This window comes from Streptomyces sp. NPDC048419, assembly GCF_043200415.1.
In the GTDB taxonomy this organism is placed as follows: domain Bacteria; phylum Actinomycetota; class Actinomycetes; order Streptomycetales; family Streptomycetaceae; genus Streptomyces.
The window spans coordinates 32,605-50,668 of record NZ_JBICXT010000011.1 but is presented as its reverse complement, the minus strand read 5'-3'; the positions used below and the strand labels follow the sequence as shown (position 1 = coordinate 50,668).

Sequence of the window (18,064 nt, the reverse complement as noted above, 5' to 3'; positions counted from 1 at the left end):
GTCTGACCGCGATGACCGCGACCGCCTCGTCTGACCGCGATGACCGCGACCGCGTCGTCTGACCGCGACGACCGCGAGCGCCTCGACCGACCGCGACAACCGTGATCACACCGGCCGACCGCGAGCGCCTCGACCGACCGCGACCGGCCCGCGCGTGTGCCCCACGCACGACGAGCGACCACGCGGGGCACACTGACCCCATGTCCACTCGTCGCAGACGCTGCCCCGAATGCCGTCGCGAGATCGCCGTCGTCGCCGGCCGGTTCGCGCGGCACGACCCGCCCGGCGCGCGCGAGAACGGCGTACTGCTCTCCTGCCCCGGCTCCCGCCGCCAGGCCCGAACCGACGCGGCCCAACCGGCGCTGGACGGCTACGTCGTCCCCGAGATCCCGGGCCAACTGCCCCTGTTCTAGGCGCTGACAGGGCTGCCGTGGTCGATACGGCCCCTCAGTTCCCCGCGACCGACTTCACCGCCACCGACACCGGCGCCGAACCACCGACCACCTCCAGGGTCAGGCCGGACGTCGCCGAGTTGTCCACCAACTCCGCCAGTACGGCGGCCACATCGTCGCGCGGGATCGGGCCGCGGCCGGTGTGCGCCTCCAGCCGGACCAGACCGGTGCCGGCGTCGTTCGTCAGCATCCCGGGGCGCAGGATCGTCACGTCCAGCGCGTCGAGCCGCCGTACGTACGCGTCCGCCTCGCCCTTCGCGCGCAGGTACACGTCGAAGATGTCGTCCCCCTGGTGCGCGGGGTCGGCGCCCATCGACGAGACGACCACATGGCGCCGCACGCCGGCCCGAACCGCCGCGTCCGCGAACAGGATCGCCGCGCCCTTGTCCACCGTGTCCTTGCGGGACGCCCCGCTGCCGGGGCCCGCGCCCGCCGCGAAGACGGCCGCGTCGGCGCCGCGCAGATGCGCCGCCACCTCCTCGACCGACGCCGACTCCAGATCGAGCAGAACCGGTTCGGCACCGGCTTCCCGCAGGTCGTCCCCCTGTTGGGCGTGACGGATGATGCCCGCCACCTCGTCGCCGCGCGCGGCGAGCAGCCGCTCCAGCCGCAGCGCGATCTGACCATGACCACCAGCGATGACAATGCGCATGTCTTCGACCGTACGCCCGGACGACCGCATCCGCCGCACGACTTGAGCCACGACCCAGGGAGCGCATGCGAAGCGCACGTCGTGAGGGAAGTTGCCGTAGGCGAGTTGTCGTAGGGGCGAGGTTCACGCTGCCTTGCCGGTGAGTCGTGGGCACCCCTTCTACGACAACTTCCCCCGGCCCTGCCGAGGCAGTCCCAACTCCGTCGCGGCCGACTCCGAGTTGCAGTACTCCCGCACCGCGCTCGTCCGCGCCACCACCCGGCCCCGGTGCACCACGATCCGGCTGTAGGCCAGCGACAGCGCCCCGGCCAGCCGGTCGCCGCGCAGGGCCAGCAGCTCGGCCGGGAAACCCGCCTCCACGCGTACCTCGGGCAGCCCCATGACGGCCCGCGCCGACGAGCTCACCGCGTCGTACGCGTCCTCGGGCCGCAGCCCGTACCGCGAGGCCAGCAGGTAGGCCGCCTCCAACGGGTCCCCGCGTCCCACCGGGTTCGACAGGTCGCGCAGGGCGCCGCTGCCCGCCGCCACCCGCACACCGGCCGCCCGCAGCAGCCGTACCGGCGCCGTCTCACGCAGATCGGAGCCGTCGCAGCCGCCCTGCGGCAGACACGCCACCGTCACCCCGGCCGCCGCGAGCTGGTCCGCCGTGCGCCGGATCAACTCGGCGGGCAGGCCGGCGAGGCCGCCGCACGGGCCCAGCGTCACCCCGGGCCGCAGCCCGGCGGCCATCGCGACGAGCCGGGCGAGCCGGGCCGGATCGTCGGCGTCGGTGTGCAGGTCGACGGGGCAGCCGTGCTCGGAGGCGACCTCGAGGACCGCCTCCACGTACCCGGTCGGATCCGGGTCCAGGTCCGGACAGCCGCCCACCACGGAGGCGCCCATCTTCAGCGCGTCCCGCAGCATCGCCAGCCCGTCCGCCCCGGCCACGCCCGTCAGCACCCTCGGCATCGCCACCGTCGTCAGCTCCGTCAGCCCGCGCAGCGAACGCCGCGCCTGCAGTACGGCGGCGAGCGGCCCCAGCCCCTGGACATCGCCCACGCGCACGTGCGCGCGCAGTGCGGTCGCCCCGTGCCCCAGCTGAAGCAACGCCGCCTCGGTGGCCCGGCGCTGGACGTCCTTGGAGTCGTACGACACCGGGCCGTCGCCCTCGGCCGACAACGCGCTGTCCAGATGGGTGTGCGGCTCGGCCGGGGCCGGCAGGAGCAGATACCCGGTGAGGTCCACGCGCGTGCCGCAGCCCTGCGGCCCACCCGCGGCCAGGCTGCCGGCCGTGCCGACCGCCTCGATACGTCCGCCGCCCAGCCGTACGTCCACGGTCCGGCCGTCGGTCAGGCGCGCTCCGCACAGCAGCAGCGCGGACGGATCGCCCCCCTGACCCGCGGAACCCGAACTGCCCGAGGCGCCCGAGGAGGAGGACCACGAGTGGGGCGGCGGCTGGCTCTCGGGCATCGCGCTCCAGGTGCTCGGGGACTGTGCGGCAAGACGCAAGATCACGCAGAGTGAGACGAGCGTAGGACGGCGGTCCGCGCGAGTCGGGGAGGAGCGCAATAGTCGTACCGGTGTGGTCCGCCGTACGGCAGGGGCCGCAGGGGCCCGCGGGGGAGCGGCGAAACGGGTCTGGGCGGGGGCCGTGACAGGTCGTGGAACGGGCCGGGACGGGGGCCGCGAAACGGATTTGGGCGAACGGCGGCGGAGCGTGTAATGTCTTCATCGCTCGCCCCAATAGCTCAGTCGGTAGAGCGTCTCCATGGTAAGGAGAAGGTCTGCGGTTCGATTCCGCATTGGGGCTCTGGTGCAGACACCGTTCGCGGAGTGTGCATCTCAGCGGTGTAGCTCAGTCGGTAGAGCAAGCGGCTCATAATCGCTGTGTCACCGGTTCAAGTCCGGTCACCGCTACTGACGGTAGCCGATTGTGGGGTCGGTCCTTCGATCGGCTACTCTTCTATGCGTTAATCCATTTCCATCCGTTCGTCAAGGAGCACTCACGTGGCTGCCACCGACGTCCGCCCGAAGATCACGCTGGCCTGCGTGGAGTGCAAGGAGCGGAACTACATCACCAAGAAGAACCGGCGTAACAACCCGGACCGTCTTGAGATGAAGAAGCACTGCCCGCGTTGCAATGCGCACACCGCGCACCGCGAGACGCGATAAATCAGGCTCGTTCGTGAGGCCGCCCCCGCAGTCGGGGGGCGGCCTCACGTCGTTTCGGCCCCGGTTACCGTCCGGTTCCGCTCCGTCATGGATCGACCATGAGTAACCATGGGGCGACCGACAGCGATCAAAGGCCGACTGATAGCAATGACCGGTCGGCCGGAAGCAGTTGCTGATCGGACGACAGCACTTGCTGCTCGCCTGGCAGCTCTTGCTCGATCGGCCGGAAGTAGGCCGGCCGACCGACGGCCGACCGGACCCCGGCACCAGCCGGACATCGACAGGCAGACACCAGGAGGTGCCGAGCCATGGCGCTCGACCAGTCCTTCGTGGGGCGGAGCTACCCGCCCACCGAGCCCTACGAGGTGGGCCGGGAGAAGATCCGCGAGTTCGCGGAAGCGGTGGGGGACCCCAATCCGGCGTACACGGACCCGGAGGCCGCCAAGGCCCTCGGTCACCCCGACGTGATCGCCCCGCCGACCTTCGTCTTCGCCATCACCTTCAAGGCCGCCGGACAGGTCGTCGAGGACCCGCAACTCGGCCTGGACTACAGCCGCGTCGTGCACGGTGACCAGAAGTTCGCCTACGTCCGCCCGGTGCGCGCCGGGGACCGGCTGACCGTCGTCTCGACCATCGAGGCCGTCAAGTCCATGGCCGGCAACGAGATCCTGGACATTCGCGGCGAGGTCCACGACGAGGCGGGCGAGCACGTCGTCACCGCCTGGACGAAACTGGTCGCCCGTGCGGCAGAGGAGGCGTGAGGAACCGATGACGGCGAAGATCGCTTACGACGGCGTCGAGGTCGGCACCGAACTGCCCGCCCAGACCTTCACCGTGACCCGCGCCACGCTCGTCCAGTACGCGGGCGCCTCCGGGGACTTCAACCCGATCCACTGGAACGAGAAGTTCGCCAACGAGGTCGGACTGCCGGACGTCATCGCGCACGGCATGTTCACCATGGCGGAGGCGGTCCGGGTGGTCACCGACTGGACCGGCGACCCGGGCGCGGTCGTCGAGTACGGCGTCCGCTTCACCAGGCCCGTCGTCGTCCCGAACGACGACCAGGGCGCCACGATCGAGGTCAGCGGCAAGGTCGCCGTCAAGCTCGACGACAACAGGGTCCGCGTGGACCTCACGGCGACCAGCGGCGGCCAGAAGGTGCTGGGGATGTCGCGGGCGGTCGTGCAGCTGGCCTGAGCGGCACATCTTGAGCTGGTTGTAAGGGGCGTCCTCCATTGGGGGGCGCCCCTTACTGGTGTGAGTCCCCCTACCTGCGACAACGGGTGAAGGGGGAGAGGTGTTCCGGCGGCCCTTGACGTAGTTAGTGATTGAGTACTAACTTACTTGCATGGCCAGGATGAGTGCAGAAGAGAGGCGCGAGAGCGTCATTCGTGCGGCGACCACCGAGTTCGCCCGCGGCGGCTACTACGGCACCTCGACCGAGGCGATCGCCAAGCGGGTCGGGGTCTCGCAGCCGTATCTCTTCCGTCTCTTCCCGGGCAAGAAGGCGATCTTCCTCGCGGTGGCCCAGCGCTGCATGCAGGACACCATCCGCACGTTCGAGGAGGCCGCCGAGGGGCTGGAGGGTGAAGACGCCCTGCTCGCCATGGCGAACGCGTACACCGAGGTCATCGCCGAGCGCCCCGAGCGGCTGCTGATGCAGATGCAGATGTACGTCACCGTGGCCGCCGCCGAGCAGGCCGGCGACCACGAACTCGGCGAGGAGGTGCGGGCGGGCTGGATGCGGTTGTGGGACACGGTCCATCTGCCGCTCGGTGCCGAGGTCGAGGAGACGACGACGTTCATGGCGTACGGAATGCTCATCAACTGCCTGGTGGCGATGGGCTTTCCGCCCGAGCACCGGGTCTGGGAAGGGCTGTTCCCGGAGGCGCGGCTCAAGGGCCGGCTGGGGAAGTAGCCCACGGGAAGGGTGTCGCAGGCGCCTCTCCATGTCCGCGAAAATTAGTCATCACTAACTAACCAAACTGAACCGCAGCAGCGGCCGACTCACCCGCTGGGGGAGCGATGTCACAGCAGACCGCACGTCGCGGGGGAACCGTCTGGGCCCTCGTCATCACCAGCGTCGCCGGATTCATGGCGGCCCTCGACAACCTCGTCGTCACCACCGCACTGCCCTCCATCCGCAACGACCTCGGCGGGGCGCTGGGTGATCTGGAGTGGACGGTGAGCGCGTACACGCTCACCTTCGCCGTCCTGCTGATGTTCGGCGCGGCGCTCGGCGACCGTTTCGGCCGTCGCCGGATGTTCCTCGTCGGCCTCATCGTCTTCACCGGCGCCTCCGCCGCGGCGGCCATGGCCACCGGGATCGACTCCCTGATCGCCGCCCGCGCCGTCCAGGGCGTCGGCGCGGCCATCATGATGCCCCTGACGCTCACCCTGCTGACCGCCGCCGTGCCCGCCGCCAAGCGCGGGATGGCGTACGGGATATGGGGCGCCGTCAACGGTCTCGCCGTGGCCTCCGGACCGCTGATCGGCGGCAGCCTCACCGAGCACGTCTCCTGGCACTGGATCTTCTGGCTGAACGTCCCGCTGGGCATCGCCGTGCTGCCGCTCGCCCGGCTGCGCCTCGCCGAGTCCCACGGCACCGGCGCCCCGCTCGACATCCCCGGCACCCTGCTCGCCAGCGGCGGCCTCTTCGGGATCGTCTACGGCCTGGTCCGCGGGCCCGCCGACGGCTGGACCGCCCCGCTGGTGATGACCGGCCTGTTCGCCGGATCGGCGCTGCTGTTCGGGTTCGTCCTCTACAGCCTGCGCGCCAAGAACCCCATGCTCCCGATGCGGCTGTTCCGCTCCCGCGCCTTCGCCGGGATCAATGCCGCGAGCCTGCTGATGTTCCTCGGGATGTTCGGCTCGATCTTCCTGCTCAGCCAGTTCATGCAGGGCGTCCTCGGCTACTCGCCCACCGAGGCGGGCCTCAGGATGCTGCCCTGGACCGGCATGCCGATGCTCGTCGCGCCGATCGCCGGCATCCTCTCCGACCGCATCGGCGGCCGACCCGTCGTCGCCACCGGGCTCTTCCTGCAGGCCGCGGGCCTCGGCTGGATCGCCACCGTGGCGACGACCGGCGTCTCCTACGCCGCCCAGCTGCCCGGCCTGATCCTGAGCGGCATCGGCATGGCGCTGTACTTCGCCCCGGCGGCCAACCTGGTCATGTCCAGCGTCCTCCCCAAGGAACAGGGCATCGCCTCCGGCGCCAACAACGCCCTGCGCGAGGTCGGCGGCGCACTCGGCATCGCGATCATGTCGTCGATCTTCTCGGCGCAGGGCGGCTACGAGTCCGGCCAGGCCTTCGTCGACGGACTGAAGCCCGCGCTGGTGACCGGCTCCTTTGTCGTCGCGCTCGCCGGGGTGGCGGCCCTGCTGATCCCCACCCGGCGGCGCGCCGCACAGCTCGCGACGACCGCGGGGCCGACGGCGGAGCCGGTGCTCGAGACGGCGTCCCACTGAACTCCCCGACCCGCCCGACCCCGAGGAGCAGCCATGCCCACCCTGCCCTGGACCGTGCCGAACCCCCCGCCGCACGACGCCGAGGTGCACGTCTTCGCCTCCCGCTTCGAGACCCGCACCCTCTGGGGAGCGCTCCGCTTCCTGGTCCGCACGCCCGGCGTGTGGCGGCAGGTCAGCCGCGCGCCCGGCGCCTACGGAGCCTCCCTGAAGGCGCAGCCCCTGAAGCGGACCTTCTGGACCCTTTCCGCCTGGGAGTCGCCGAAGGCGCTCAAGGAGTTCGCCCGCTCCGGCGTGCACGCCCCGGCCTCCGGCGGCCTGGCCACCCAGATGCGGGACTCCAAGTTCGCCGGCTGGACGACCTCCGGCGACGAACTGCCGCTGGACTGGACGGAGGCGTTCCGGCGCCTGAGCTGAGCACGCGTGCGTACGGCCCCGCCCCACCCCGGCGGGGCCGTACGCGCGCGTGGCCGCTCCGCCGCCCGAGCGCTGCCGGGGCTGTCGGTGGCGTCTCGTAGTCTTGGGCCCGTGCAGGAACTCCACGACGCCCCTCTCGCCCCCCTGACCACCTTCCGGCTGGGCGGCCCCGCGACCCGGCTGCTCACCGCGACGACCGACGCCGAGGTGATCGCCGCCGTCCGCGAGGCCGACGACACCGGTACGCCGCTGCTGGTGATCGGCGGCGGCTCGAACCTGGTCATCGGCGACAAGGGCTTCGCGGGCACCGCACTCGTCATCGCCACCAAGGGCTTCGAGCAGACCGGCAGGCGCCTGGAGCTGGCCGCCGGCGAGGTGTGGAGCGACGCCGTCGCGCGCACCGTGGAGGCCGGCCTCGCCGGCGTCGAGTGCCTGGCCGGCATCCCCGGCTCGGCGGGCGCGACCCCCATCCAGAACGTGGGGGCGTACGGCCAGGAGGTCTCCTCCACCATCACCGAGGTAGTCGCCTACGACCGACGCACCCGCGAGACGGTCACGGTCCCGAACGCCGACTGCGCCTTCTCCTACCGCCACAGCCGCTTCAAGTCCGACCCCGAGCGGTACGTCGTCCTGCGCGTCCGCTTCGAGCTGGAGGACGCGGACGGCCGTTCCGGTCCGATCAGGTACGCCGAGACCGCGCGCGCCCTCGGCGTCGAGCCCGGCGACCGCGTGCCGCTGGCCGCGGCCCGCGAGACCGTCCTCAAGCTGCGCTCCGGCAAGGGCATGGTCCTGGACCCCGAGGACCACGACACCTGGTCGGCCGGTTCCTTCTTCACCAACCCGATCCTCACCGACGCGCAGTTCGCCGCGTTCCACGCGCGCGTGGAGGAGCGCCTCGGCGACGGCGTCCAGCCGCCCGCCTACCCGGCGGGGGAGGGCCGCACCAAGACCTCCGCCGCCTGGCTGATCGACAAGTCCGGCTTCACCAAGGGCTACGGCGCCGGCCCCGCCCGCATCTCCACCAAGCACACCCTCGCCCTCACCAACCGGGGCGCGGCCACCACCGAGGACCTGCTCGCCCTCGCCCGCGAGGTCGTCGCCGGCGTCCGCGACGCCTTCGGGATCACGCTGGTCAACGAGCCGGTGACGGTCGGGGTCAGCCTGTAGGGGGCCGCGCGGAGCGTCTTTGCCGGCCGCGGTCGCAGACCGCCGTCGTAGGCGCTCTCAATACGCGACGCCCACCCCCTGCTTCACCGTCCCCGGGTCCCCGGCCATCGCCAGCATCGCGTGGGCCACGTCCGCCCGGGCGATGAACCGGCCCCCGGCCGGGAAGCCGCCGACCACCGTCCGGTACACCCCCGTGACCGGCTTGTTCTGCAGGCGCGGCGGCCGCAGGGCCGTCCAGTCGGTGGCGCTGCGCGCCAACTCGGCCTCCATCTCGCCCAGATCGGCGTAGACGTCCTTGAGCAGCGCGGAGACGATCCCGCGCGCGGTGCGGTCGAGCAGCCCTTCACCCTCGGGCGCCGGCCCGACCGGCCCGGCGCTCACCACGAGCAGCCGCCGCACCCCCTCGGCCTCCATGGCGCGCAGGACCGTACGCGTGAGCCGGGCCGCGACCCCCGCGTCCTTGCGGCTGCGCGCCCCGAGCCCGGACAGGACCACGTCCCGGCCGGCCGCCGCCGGGCGTACGGCCTCCGGGTCGCCCAGGTCGTCCCGGAACACCTCCAGCCGCTCGCCCGTCACGGACAGCCGCGCCGGATCCCGTACCACCGCCGTGACCTCGTGGCCCGCGTCCAGGGCCTGGCGGACGATCTCCCGGCCGATGCCACCGGTGGCGCCGAAAACGGTGAGTTTCATGAGTGCTCCCGTGCTCGCAGTCGGTGGGTGAGTATTCACTCACCCCTGCCTCCCACTAGAGTGGGTAAACACTCACCCACCCGTCAAGCCCGATTGGACGTGCCATGGAGACGAAGCCGGCCCGTGTCCGCATCCTCGATGCCGCTCACGAGCTGATGCTCACCGTCGGGCTGGCCCGCACCACCACCAAGGAGATCGCCAGGGAGGCCGGCTGCTCCGAGGCGGCGCTCTACAAGTACTTCGCCGGCAAGGAGGACCTGTTCATCCGGGTCCTGTCGGAGCGGCTGCCCCGGCTGACGCCCCTGCTCAGCAGCCTCGCCGCCGAGCCCGGCCGGGGCACGCTGGAGGAGAACCTCACCGAGATCACCCGCCAGGCCGCCCTGTTCTACGAGCAGAGCTTCCCGATCGCCGCCTCCCTGTATGCCGAGACCCAGCTCAAGCGGCGGCACGACGACGCGATGCGGGAGATGGGCACGGGTCCGCACAAGCCGATCCAGGGGCTGGACACCTATCTGCGGGCCGAGCAGGAGCTCGGGCGCGTCCGCCCCGACGCCGACACCTTCGCCGCCGCCTCCCTGCTCCTGGGCGCCTGCGCCCAGCGGGCGTTCGCGTACGAGTCGACGGAGACCGGCCCGCCGCCGGCCGACGACTTCGCCCGGCGCCTGGCCCGCACGCTGACCGCCGGAATCTCCGTTGCCGAGGCCCGGGCCTGACCGGAACGCTGGGGGCATGACACACCTCGTCACGCCGCACGGCCGTACCTCCCAGGCACCCCATGCGCCTGAGGCTTCACGAGTTCCGCCCCCGCCTCGGCCCGCACGAACACCGGGTGGTCCAGCCCCGTGAGACCCTGCGCCACACCTCCCTGAGCGCACCGGACCCGATCGGCCTGCTGCTGGGCGATCACGACGGGCTCAGCCGGCTCGCGGGCCTGTTCTCCTTCGCCGCCTGCTCCCGCCGCACGATCGTCCATGTGCCGCTGCGTGACGGGATCCCGGCCGACGAGGGCTGGGGCGAGCCGGTCGACCTGGTCCTGGCCCACCACTCGTCCGGCCTGCGCCCCAGCAAGTGGCCCGATCTGCGCCGCGGACTGCGGCAGGGCACGCCCCTGACCGCACGCACCGACGAGGCACGCACCGCCCGGGACGCCGGGTCATGGCGCGAGGAGTGGGACCGCGCCGACTTCCGCGAGGACTTGCGGCACGCCACGCACGCCCGCACGTTCTTCCTGTTCGGCAGCCGGGGCGTCTTCGCCGGGGCGGCCACGACCCTGGCGTACGCGGCGGGCTGGGGGCCGCGTCAGAAACGCGTCCACACCGGGCGATCCGCGCTGATGGCGGCGCTGCCGAGCCTGATCCAGCCGCCCGGCGGCGGACACCCCGTCGAGGTGCTGATCTGCTTCAAGCCCTATCCGCCCTACGCCCACTTCAGACGGCCGGGGCGCTGAGCCAGGCGTCGACGCCCGAGAGCAGCTTCACCTTCACGTCCTCCGGTGCCGCCGAGGCCCGTACCGACTGACGGGCCAGTTCCGCCAACTCCCCGTCCGTGAAGCCGTGGTGGCGTCGCGCGATGTCGTACTGGGCGGCCAGCCGGGAGCCGAACAGAAGGGGGTCGTCGGCGCCGAGCGCCATCGGGACGCCGGCGTCGAGGAACGTCCGCAGCGGCACGTCCTCCGGCTTCTCGTACACACCCAGGGCCACGTTCGAGGCGGGACACACCTCGCACGTCACGCCCTTGCGCGCCAGACGCTCCAGCAGCCGGGGGTCCTCCGCCGCCCGCACGCCGTGCCCGATGCGGTGGGCGCGCAGGTCGTCCAGGCAGTCGCGGACCGAGGCGGGGCCGGTCAGCTCGCCGCCGTGCGGGGCCGACAGCAGCCCGCCCTCGCGGGCGATCGCGAACGCCCGGTCGAAGTCCCTCGCCATGCCGCGGCGTTCGTCGTTCGACAGACCGAAGCCGACCACGCCCCGCTCCGCGTACCGCACGGCCAGCCGGGCCAGCGTGCGGGCGTCCAGCGGATGCTTCATTCGGTTCGCGGCGACCAGCAGCCGCATGCCCAGGCCCGTGTCCCGCATGGTCGTCTCGACCGCGTCCAGGATGATCTCCAGCGCCGGGATCAGACCACCCAGACGGGGTGCGTACGACGTCGGGTCCACCTGGATCTCCAGCCAGCCCGAGCCGTCCTGCAGATCCTCCTCGGCGGCCTCCCGCACCAGTCGCTGGATGTCCTCCGGCTGCCGCAGGCACGAGCGCGCGGCGTCGTACAGCCGCTGGAAACGGAACCAGCCCCGCTCGTCCGTCGCCCGCAGCTTCGGCGGCTCCCCGCTGGTCAGCGCCTCGGACAGCGTCTCGGGCAGCCGCACGCCGTACTTGTCGGCCAGCTCCAGGACGGTGTTGGGCCGCATCGACCCGGTGAAATGCAGATGCAGATGGGCCTTCGGCAGCTCAGAGACATCACGTACACGCTCCATTCCAGGATCCTGCCGCACGTCCCGGCCGTCCCGAAAGCGGATTCCACGTACGTGGTCTTGCTCGCACAAAGAAACCCAAAGGAAACCAAAGGAACCCAGACAAACAGGGACCGACCCGCCGAAACCGGCGAATCAGTCCCCGTGTGCCGCGAACGTCAGGCCTTGGCCTCCGCCAGCAGCTTCTGGATCCGGCTGACGCCCTCGACGAGGTCCTCGTCCCCCAGGGCGTACGACAGCCGCAGGTAACCCGGCGTGCCGAACGCCTCACCCGGGACGACCGCGACCTCGGCCTCCTCAAGGATCAGCGCGGCGAGCTCGACCGTGTCCTGCGGGCGCTTGCCGCGGATCTCCCTGCCGAGCAGGCCCTTGACCGACGGGTACGCGTAGAAGGCGCCCTCGGGCTCCGGGCAGACCACGCCGTCGATCTCGTTGAGCATCCGCACGATGGTCCTGCGGCGGCGGTCGAAGGCCTCACGCATCTCCGCCACGGCCTCCAGGCCGCCGGAGACGGCGGCCAGGGCGGCCACCTGCGCCACGTTCGAGACGTTCGACGTGGCGTGCGACTGCAGGTTGGTCGCGGCCTTGACCACGTCCTTCGGGCCGATGACCCAGCCCACGCGCCAGCCCGTCATGGCGTACGTCTTCGCGACGCCGTTGACCACGACGCACTTGTCGCGCAGCTCCGGCAGCAGCGCCGGCAGGGACACGGAGACCGCGTCGCCGTAGACCAGGTGCTCGTAGATCTCGTCGGTCAGCACCCACAGGCCGTGCTCGACGGCCCAGCGGCCGATCGCCTCGGTCTCGGCCTCGGAGTACACGGCGCCGGTCGGGTTGGACGGCGAGACGAAGAGGACGACCTTCGTCTTCTTCGTACGGGCCGCCTCCAGCTGCTCCACGCTCACGCGATAGCCGGTCGTCTCGTCGGCGACGACCTCCACCGGGACGCCGCCCGCCAGCCGGATCGACTCCGGGTACGTCGTCCAGTACGGCGCCGGCACGATGACCTCGTCGCCGGGGTCGAGGATCGCGGCGAACGCCTCGTAGATCGCCTGCTTGCCGCCGTTGGTGACGAGGATCTGCGAGACGTCGGGCTCCCAGCCGGAGTCGCGCAGCGTCTTCGCTGCGATCGCGGCCTTGAGCTCGGGCAGACCGCCGGCCGGGGTGTACCGGTGGTACTTCGGGTTACTGCAGGCCTCGATCGCGGCCGCGACGATGTAGTCCGGAGTCGGGAAGTCGGGTTCACCGGCGCCGAAGCCGATCACCGGACGCCCGGCGGCCTTGAGGGCCTTGGCCTTGGCGTCCACGGCGAGGGTGGCGGACTCGGAGATCGCGCCGACTCGGGCGGAGACCCGGCGCTCGGTGGGAGGGGTTGCAGCGCTCATGGGGCCCATCGTTTCAGACCGGAAACCCGCGCGGCACGCGGGTTTCACAGACTGAACATCCAGGGGTCTGTCACTGAACACCCGTCCGGAATCCATCGATGGCCTGGGTGATCTTCCGCCCCTTTCCCGGCGATCCCGTTCTCCCAAGGCCCCCACGGGCGCTTTCTGTTCGACGGGGCGCTTCGGACCACGTACACTCTCACCTCGTTGGCCATCAGCTGCCGCGCCGCGGGCGGTGCACACCGAGCACCCGTCCGGATGCGGTACGTTGGGGGACACGCAAAGGGTCGTAGCTCAATTGGTAGAGCACCGGTCTCCAAAACCGGCGGTTGGGGGTTCAAGTCCCTCCGGCCCTGCTACACACACCTTCGCCAGGTGTGCCCATGTACGTACAGCATTGCAACGCCGTGCGGCTCAGACCGGGCGCGGCACGGCCACGACCCGGGAACAGGTGAGGACGAATGGCGGACGCCGTGGGCTCCATCGACACGCCTGACGCCCAGGACGAGGCGCAGGAGCCGAAGAAGGCCCGCAAGGGCGGCAAGCGGGCCAAGAAGGGTCCGCTCAAGAGGCTTGCCCTCTTCTACCGCCAGGTCGTCGCCGAGCTCCGCAAGGTCGTCTGGCCGACGCGTAACCAGCTGACGACGTACACCAGTGTGGTGATCGTCTTCGTCGTCATCATGATCGGCCTGGTCACAGTGATTGACTATGGACTCAACCACGCGGCCAAGTACGTCTTCGGCTGAGCCGAGAGCGAAGGGCGCCGAGGTACCCGGCGCCCCTTTCGCATGTTCCACCCCTATGTATCCAGGAAGAAGCAGCCACCGTGTCTGACACGAACCTGAACGACGACGCCATCGAGCCGGACCAGTCCGTGGACGACGAGCTGGACATCGTCGAGGGCGCGGACGAGCAGGACGAGTTCGAGGCTGCCGAGGCCGAGGCGGGCGAGCCCGCCGAGGAAGCCGCTCTGCAGGTCGTGGACGAGCAGGAAGCCGCCGATGGCGAGGCCGCCGACGACGACGCTGCCGAGGCCGAGGAAGAGGCCGTCGAGGAGGAGACCGAGCCGGTCGACCCCGTCGTGGCCCTCCGCGAGGAACTTCGCACCCTGCCCGGCGAGTGGTACGTCATCCACACCTACGCCGGCTACGAGAACCGCGTGAAGACCAACCTGGAGCAGCGCGCCGTCTCGCTGAACGTCGAGGACTACATCTTCCAGGCCGAGGTGCCGCAGGAAGAGGTCGTCCAGATCAAGAACGGCGACCGCAAGACGATCAAGCAGAACAAGCTCCCGGGCTATGTCCTCGTCCGCATGGACCTGACGAACGAGTCCTGGGGCGTCGTCCGCAACACCCCCGGCGTCACCGGCTTCGTGGGCAACGCCTACGACCCCTACCCGCTGACCCTGGACGAGATCGTCAAGATGCTCGCCCCGGAGGCCGAGGAGAAGGCCGCCCGCGAGGCCGCCGAGGCCGAGGGCAAGCCCGCCCCGCAGCGCAAGGTCGAGGTCCAGGTGCTGGACTTCGAGGTCGGCGACTCGGTCACCGTCACCGACGGCCCCTTCGCCACGCTCCAGGCGACCATCAACGAGATCAACCCCGACTCGAAGAAGGTCAAGGGCCTGGTGGAGATCTTCGGCCGCGAGACGCCGGTCGAGCTCTCCTTCGACCAGATCCAGAAGAACTAGCTTCTTCCGGAAAAGAGCTTCCGACCAGGTCAGGTGGGCTGTTCGCAGCACGCCTGACCTGCTCGGTTTTTGGCCGCACATCCATACCCGTTATCGTTGTGCGGTATGCCTGCGTTCGGGTGGTCCCCGGAGACAGGCAGGACCCGAACCGAAAGGACCCGGAGAGTAATGCCTCCCAAGAAGAAGAAGGTCACGGGGCTCATCAAGCTCCAGATCCAGGCCGGTGCCGCCAACCCGGCTCCGCCGGTCGGCCCCGCGCTGGGTCAGCACGGCGTCAACATCATGGAGTTCTGCAAGGCGTACAACGCCGCGACCGAGTCGCAGCGTGGCTGGGTGATCCCGGTGGAGATCACGGTCTACGAGGACCGCTCCTTCACCTTCATCACCAAGACGCCGCCGGCCGCCAAGATGATCCTCAAGGCCGCGGGCATCGAGAAGGGCTCCGGCGAGCCGCACAAGACCAAGGTCGCCAAGATCACCGAGGCGCAGGTCCGCGAGATCGCCACGACGAAGCTCCCCGACCTCAACGCCAACGACCTGGACGCCGCCGCGAAGATCATCGCGGGCACCGCGCGTTCCATGGGCGTCACGGTCGAGGGCTGAGCCCCAACTCCCCCGTAAACCAGTAGAAGTGGCGGGGCCTGCTCGGCCCGGACCACGACTCCTAAGAATCACCAGGAGAAGCAGTGAGCAAGCGCAGCAAGTCTCTCCGCGCTGCGGACGAGAAGATCGACCGGGAGAAGCTCTACGCCCCGCTCGAGGCCGTCCGTCTCGCCAAGGAGACCTCCACGACCAAGTTCGACGGCACCGTCGAGGTCGCCTTCCGCCTGGGTGTCGACCCGCGCAAGGCCGACCAGATGGTCCGTGGCACCGTGAACCTTCCGCACGGCACCGGTAAGACCGCCCGGGTCCTGGTCTTCGCGACCGGTGACCGTGCCGAGGCCGCGCGTGCCGCGGGCGCCGACATCGTCGGTGCCGACGAGCTGATCGACGAGGTGTCGAAGGGCCGTCTGGACTTCGACGCCGTCGTCGCCACCCCGGACCTCATGGGCAAGGTCGGCCGCCTCGGCCGCGTGCTCGGTCCCCGTGGTCTCATGCCGAACCCCAAGACCGGCACCGTGACCCCGGACGTGACGAAGGCCGTCAACGACATCAAGGGCGGCAAGATCGAGTTCCGCGTCGACAAGCACTCGAACCTGCACTTCATCATCGGCAAGACGTCGTTCGAGGACGACAAGCTGGTGGAGAACTACGGCGCCGCGCTGGAGGAGATCCTCCGTCTGAAGCCGTCCGCCGCCAAGGGTCGCTACATCAAGAAGGCCGCCATCAGCACCACGATGGGCCCCGGCATTCCGGTCGACTCGAACCGCACCCGCAACCTCCTCGTCGAGGAGGACCCGGCCGCCGTCTGATTCTGACGGCAGCCGCGCGTACGCGAGTTTCCGGACGGGCCCCGCAACCTTTCGAGGTGCGGGGCCCGTCCCTTTTCCTGATACGTGTCTGTGCCCTGCGTTAGCGTGCAGGCACAGTGACCGCATAGGGGTGGGGGACGGATGAAGAGCACGACAGCGCGCCAAGTGGGCCTTGCCGTCGCGGTGTTGACCGCACTGTCGGGGGTGGCGGCCTGTAGCTCCTCGGACTCCTCGGGGGGCGGCAAGGACGACAAGGCGTCCGGCCGGGGCGCGACGCACGTCAGCCCCATGGCCGCGCTGCGTAGTGCCGAGAAGTCCACCGACGGCGCCGACTCCGCCAAGGTCGAGTCGACGACCACGATGGGCTCGCTGATGTCCATGACGGCCGACGGCGCCCTCGGCTGGGCCGACGGACTCACCGGCAACCTCACCATCACGTACACCGGCGGGACCATGGCGGACACCATGCGCCGGCTCGGCACCACCTCGATGCAGGCCCGCTATCTGCCCGACGCCTACTACGCCAAGATGGGCGAGAAGTTCGCCCAGCAGGCGGGCGGCAAGCACTGGATCCGGTACGGCTACGACGACCTCGCCGAACTCGGCGGCAGCTCCGGCGCCTACCTCAAGGACCAGATGCAGAACACGACGCCCAACCAGTCGGTGAAGCTGCTGCTCGCCTCCGGGGACGTCAAGAAGGTCGGCAGCGAGACGGTGCGCGGCGTGGACACCACGCACTACTCGGGCACGGTGGACGTCGCCGACCTCGCCGGCAAGAACTCCAGCCTCTCCGCGAGCCAGCTGGCCGGACTGAGGAAGCAGCTCACCCAGGCCGGCGTCAGCACGGAGAGCGTGGACATATGGGTCGACGGCAAGGACCTGCTGGTCAAGAAGACGGAGAAGGGCCGGATGTCGGCCGGTGAGTACAGCCAGACCGCGTACTACAGCGACTACGGCGTGAAGGCGTCCGCCAGGAGGCCGCCGGCGGGCGACACCGAGGACTTCAGGGAGCTGCTGAAGAAGCAGAACCTGAATGGCAGTGGCTCCTGAGACGGTTGGTGCGCGTGATTCACACGGGAATTGAGATGACCTTTGCCACCTCTTGGGGTTAGGCTCGCGTCCTTACTGTGTATCAGCCATGTATTCCTTTGGGGGGAATCGATGGAGTCTGCCGTTCGTGGTCCGGTACGTCGCAGAGCGATGGGTGCCGGCCTCGTGGCCCTGCTGTTCGCCGGGGGAGCGGTCGCCTGCCAGAAGGGCGACAAGGCGGAGCAGTCGCCGGCGATGACGCCCGCGGCGGCCGTCGCCAAGGCCGCCAAGAACACCGAGGACATCACGTCTCTGCGCTACCGGATGACCGGCAAGGTCCCCGGCGAGGGGCAGGTCTCCGGCGAGGCGGCGATGAGCATGAAGCCGCTGGCCATGAGCATGAAGATGACGGCGCAGGACCAGGCCACCGACGGTCCGGTCGAGATCCGGCTCGTCGGCAAGGCCATGTACATCGGCGGGAACGCCGAGATGTCCAAGGAGATGGACGGCAAGAGCTGGATCAAGTTCGACATGTCCGCCCTCGGCTCCGACAAGGAGCTGAACGCCGACCAGCTGGGCGCCGGCCAGGCCGACAAGAACCCGGCCAGCGAATCCACCTTCCTCACCGGCTCCAAGGACGTGAAGAAGGTCGGCACCGAGACCGTCGAGGGCGTGAAGACCACCCACTACAAGGGCACGGTCACCGTCGCCGATCTCAAGGCCTCCCTCAAGGGTGAGAACAAGACCGTCCGTGAGCAGCGCGAGAAGAGCCTCGAGCAGTACCAGAAGATGGGCATCGACTCGATGACCATGGACATGTGGATCGATGGCGACGACCACACCAAGCAGTTCCGGATGCGCGGCGACGCCGACAAGGGGCCGATGGACATGACCATCACCTTCCTCGACTACAACAAGCCGGTGACCGTCACGGCCCCGCCCGCCAAGGACACCGCCGACCTGGCCGAGATGATGAAGCAGGCCCAGAGCGGCTGAGCGCCGTAGGACCGGATTTGCCTGACGGCGAGCCGGTCACGTACTCTCCTACAGAAGCCAAAGACCGCTGGTCGTTGCCGTGCGCTCGCAAGAGGG

The 18,064-nt window shown here is 70.1% G+C and carries 21 protein-coding genes and 3 tRNA genes; 19 read left to right on the top strand and 5 right to left on the bottom strand.

The window, feature by feature from the left end; all coding sequences use genetic code 11:
* The first annotated feature begins 200 nt into the window (after positions 1-200).
* Positions 201-413: a hypothetical protein gene (locus ACGFYN_RS23120; protein WP_393867714.1), complete on the top strand. Its 213-nt coding sequence runs from the start codon at positions 201-203 to the stop codon at positions 411-413.
* A gap of 34 nt (positions 414-447) precedes the next feature.
* Here the strand turns inward: ACGFYN_RS23120 and ACGFYN_RS23115 are convergent, their stop codons facing one another.
* Together ACGFYN_RS23115 and ACGFYN_RS23110 are read right to left on the bottom strand one after the other, a co-directional pair.
* Complete coding sequence (locus tag ACGFYN_RS23115; protein ID WP_393867713.1) at positions 448-1,104, bottom strand: NAD(P)H-binding protein; 657 nt, start codon at positions 1,102-1,104, stop codon at positions 448-450.
* 159 nt (positions 1,105-1,263) lie between these two features.
* On the bottom strand, positions 1,264-2,553 hold the full coding sequence (locus ACGFYN_RS23110; protein ID WP_393867928.1) for an amidohydrolase family protein: 1,290 nt from the start codon (positions 2,551-2,553) through the stop codon (positions 1,264-1,266).
* Between the two features lie 267 nt (positions 2,554-2,820).
* On the opposite strand from ACGFYN_RS23110, the gene ACGFYN_RS23105 reads away from it, so the two are divergent.
* The 9 genes from ACGFYN_RS23105 (at position 2,821) to ACGFYN_RS23065 (ending at position 8,304) form a co-directional block, all read left to right on the top strand.
* Positions 2,821-2,893, top strand: a tRNA-Thr gene (locus tag ACGFYN_RS23105).
* Between the two features lie 34 nt (positions 2,894-2,927).
* Positions 2,928-3,000: transfer RNA gene (locus ACGFYN_RS23100), tRNA-Met, on the top strand.
* 90 nt (positions 3,001-3,090) lie between these two features.
* Positions 3,091-3,255 (top strand): 50S ribosomal protein L33, encoded by a 165-nt coding sequence (gene rpmG / locus ACGFYN_RS23095; RefSeq protein ID WP_003948671.1) that lies wholly within the window; start codon positions 3,091-3,093, stop codon positions 3,253-3,255.
* A 308-nt stretch (positions 3,256-3,563) separates the two neighbouring features.
* The gene (locus ACGFYN_RS23090) at positions 3,564-4,016 is read left to right on the top strand and encodes a MaoC family dehydratase N-terminal domain-containing protein (RefSeq protein WP_393867712.1); all 453 of its coding nucleotides are present in this window, start codon (positions 3,564-3,566) and stop codon (positions 4,014-4,016) included.
* A 7-nt stretch (positions 4,017-4,023) separates the two neighbouring features.
* The gene (locus tag ACGFYN_RS23085; protein WP_393867711.1) at positions 4,024-4,452 is read left to right on the top strand and encodes a MaoC family dehydratase; all 429 of its coding nucleotides are present in this window, start codon (positions 4,024-4,026) and stop codon (positions 4,450-4,452) included.
* A gap of 151 nt (positions 4,453-4,603) precedes the next feature.
* Positions 4,604-5,173 (top strand): TetR/AcrR family transcriptional regulator, encoded by a 570-nt coding sequence (locus ACGFYN_RS23080; protein WP_393867710.1) that lies wholly within the window; start codon positions 4,604-4,606, stop codon positions 5,171-5,173.
* A 107-nt stretch (positions 5,174-5,280) separates the two neighbouring features.
* Positions 5,281-6,723, top strand: a complete 1,443-nt coding sequence (locus tag ACGFYN_RS23075; RefSeq protein WP_393867709.1) for a DHA2 family efflux MFS transporter permease subunit — start codon at positions 5,281-5,283, stop codon at positions 6,721-6,723.
* A gap of 33 nt (positions 6,724-6,756) precedes the next feature.
* A complete protein-coding gene (locus ACGFYN_RS23070; protein ID WP_393867708.1) occupies positions 6,757-7,137 on the top strand; it encodes a DUF3291 domain-containing protein in 381 nt (126 codons plus the stop codon).
* Positions 7,138-7,248: 111 nt separating this feature from the next.
* Positions 7,249-8,304 (top strand): UDP-N-acetylmuramate dehydrogenase, encoded by a 1,056-nt coding sequence (locus ACGFYN_RS23065; protein WP_393867707.1) that lies wholly within the window; start codon positions 7,249-7,251, stop codon positions 8,302-8,304.
* 57 nt (positions 8,305-8,361) lie between these two features.
* On the opposite strand, the gene ACGFYN_RS23060 is transcribed toward ACGFYN_RS23065, so the two are convergent.
* Entirely contained in the window at positions 8,362-8,994 is a 633-nt protein-coding gene (locus tag ACGFYN_RS23060; RefSeq protein ID WP_393867706.1) for an NAD(P)-dependent oxidoreductase, read from the bottom strand.
* Positions 8,995-9,098: 104 nt separating this feature from the next.
* Here ACGFYN_RS23060 and ACGFYN_RS23055 point away from each other — a divergent pair, with 104 nt between their 5' ends.
* Positions 9,099-9,707, top strand: coding sequence for a TetR/AcrR family transcriptional regulator (locus ACGFYN_RS23055; protein ID WP_393867705.1), 609 nt, complete (start codon positions 9,099-9,101; stop codon positions 9,705-9,707).
* 62 nt (positions 9,708-9,769) lie between these two features.
* Positions 9,770-10,441, top strand: a complete 672-nt coding sequence (locus ACGFYN_RS23050) for a hypothetical protein (RefSeq protein ID WP_393867704.1) — start codon at positions 9,770-9,772, stop codon at positions 10,439-10,441.
* Here the strand turns inward: ACGFYN_RS23050 and ACGFYN_RS23045 are convergent.
* Together ACGFYN_RS23045 and ACGFYN_RS23040 are read right to left on the bottom strand one after the other, a co-directional pair.
* Positions 10,422-11,462: an adenosine deaminase gene (locus ACGFYN_RS23045; RefSeq protein WP_393867703.1), complete on the bottom strand. Its 1,041-nt coding sequence runs from the start codon at positions 11,460-11,462 to the stop codon at positions 10,422-10,424. The two genes, ACGFYN_RS23050 and ACGFYN_RS23045, sit on opposite strands and share 20 nt — an antisense overlap.
* A gap of 155 nt (positions 11,463-11,617) precedes the next feature.
* Positions 11,618-12,844, bottom strand: coding sequence for a pyridoxal phosphate-dependent aminotransferase (locus ACGFYN_RS23040; protein WP_393867702.1), 1,227 nt, complete (start codon positions 12,842-12,844; stop codon positions 11,618-11,620).
* A 283-nt stretch (positions 12,845-13,127) separates the two neighbouring features.
* Here ACGFYN_RS23040 and ACGFYN_RS23035 point away from each other — a divergent pair.
* The 7 genes from ACGFYN_RS23035 to ACGFYN_RS23005 all read left to right on the top strand — a co-directional run bounded on the left by ACGFYN_RS23035 (position 13,128) and on the right by ACGFYN_RS23005 (position 17,968).
* A tRNA-Trp gene (locus ACGFYN_RS23035) sits at positions 13,128-13,200 on the top strand.
* A gap of 105 nt (positions 13,201-13,305) precedes the next feature.
* Positions 13,306-13,590, top strand: a complete 285-nt coding sequence (secE, locus tag ACGFYN_RS23030; RefSeq protein ID WP_393867701.1) for a preprotein translocase subunit SecE — start codon at positions 13,306-13,308, stop codon at positions 13,588-13,590.
* An 80-nt stretch (positions 13,591-13,670) separates the two neighbouring features.
* Entirely contained in the window at positions 13,671-14,531 is an 861-nt protein-coding gene (nusG, locus tag ACGFYN_RS23025) for a transcription termination/antitermination protein NusG (RefSeq protein ID WP_393867700.1), read from the top strand.
* A 168-nt stretch (positions 14,532-14,699) separates the two neighbouring features.
* A complete protein-coding gene (gene rplK / locus ACGFYN_RS23020) occupies positions 14,700-15,134 on the top strand; it encodes a 50S ribosomal protein L11 (RefSeq protein WP_030317334.1) in 435 nt (144 codons plus the stop codon).
* An 83-nt stretch (positions 15,135-15,217) separates the two neighbouring features.
* Positions 15,218-15,943, top strand: a complete 726-nt coding sequence (gene rplA / locus ACGFYN_RS23015) for a 50S ribosomal protein L1 (protein WP_393867699.1) — start codon at positions 15,218-15,220, stop codon at positions 15,941-15,943.
* A 141-nt stretch (positions 15,944-16,084) separates the two neighbouring features.
* On the top strand, positions 16,085-16,993 hold the full coding sequence (locus ACGFYN_RS23010; RefSeq protein ID WP_393867698.1) for a hypothetical protein: 909 nt from the start codon (positions 16,085-16,087) through the stop codon (positions 16,991-16,993).
* A 111-nt stretch (positions 16,994-17,104) separates the two neighbouring features.
* Complete coding sequence (locus tag ACGFYN_RS23005) at positions 17,105-17,968, top strand: LppX_LprAFG lipoprotein (protein WP_393867697.1); 864 nt, start codon at positions 17,105-17,107, stop codon at positions 17,966-17,968.
* Positions 17,969-18,064 lie beyond the last annotated feature (96 nt).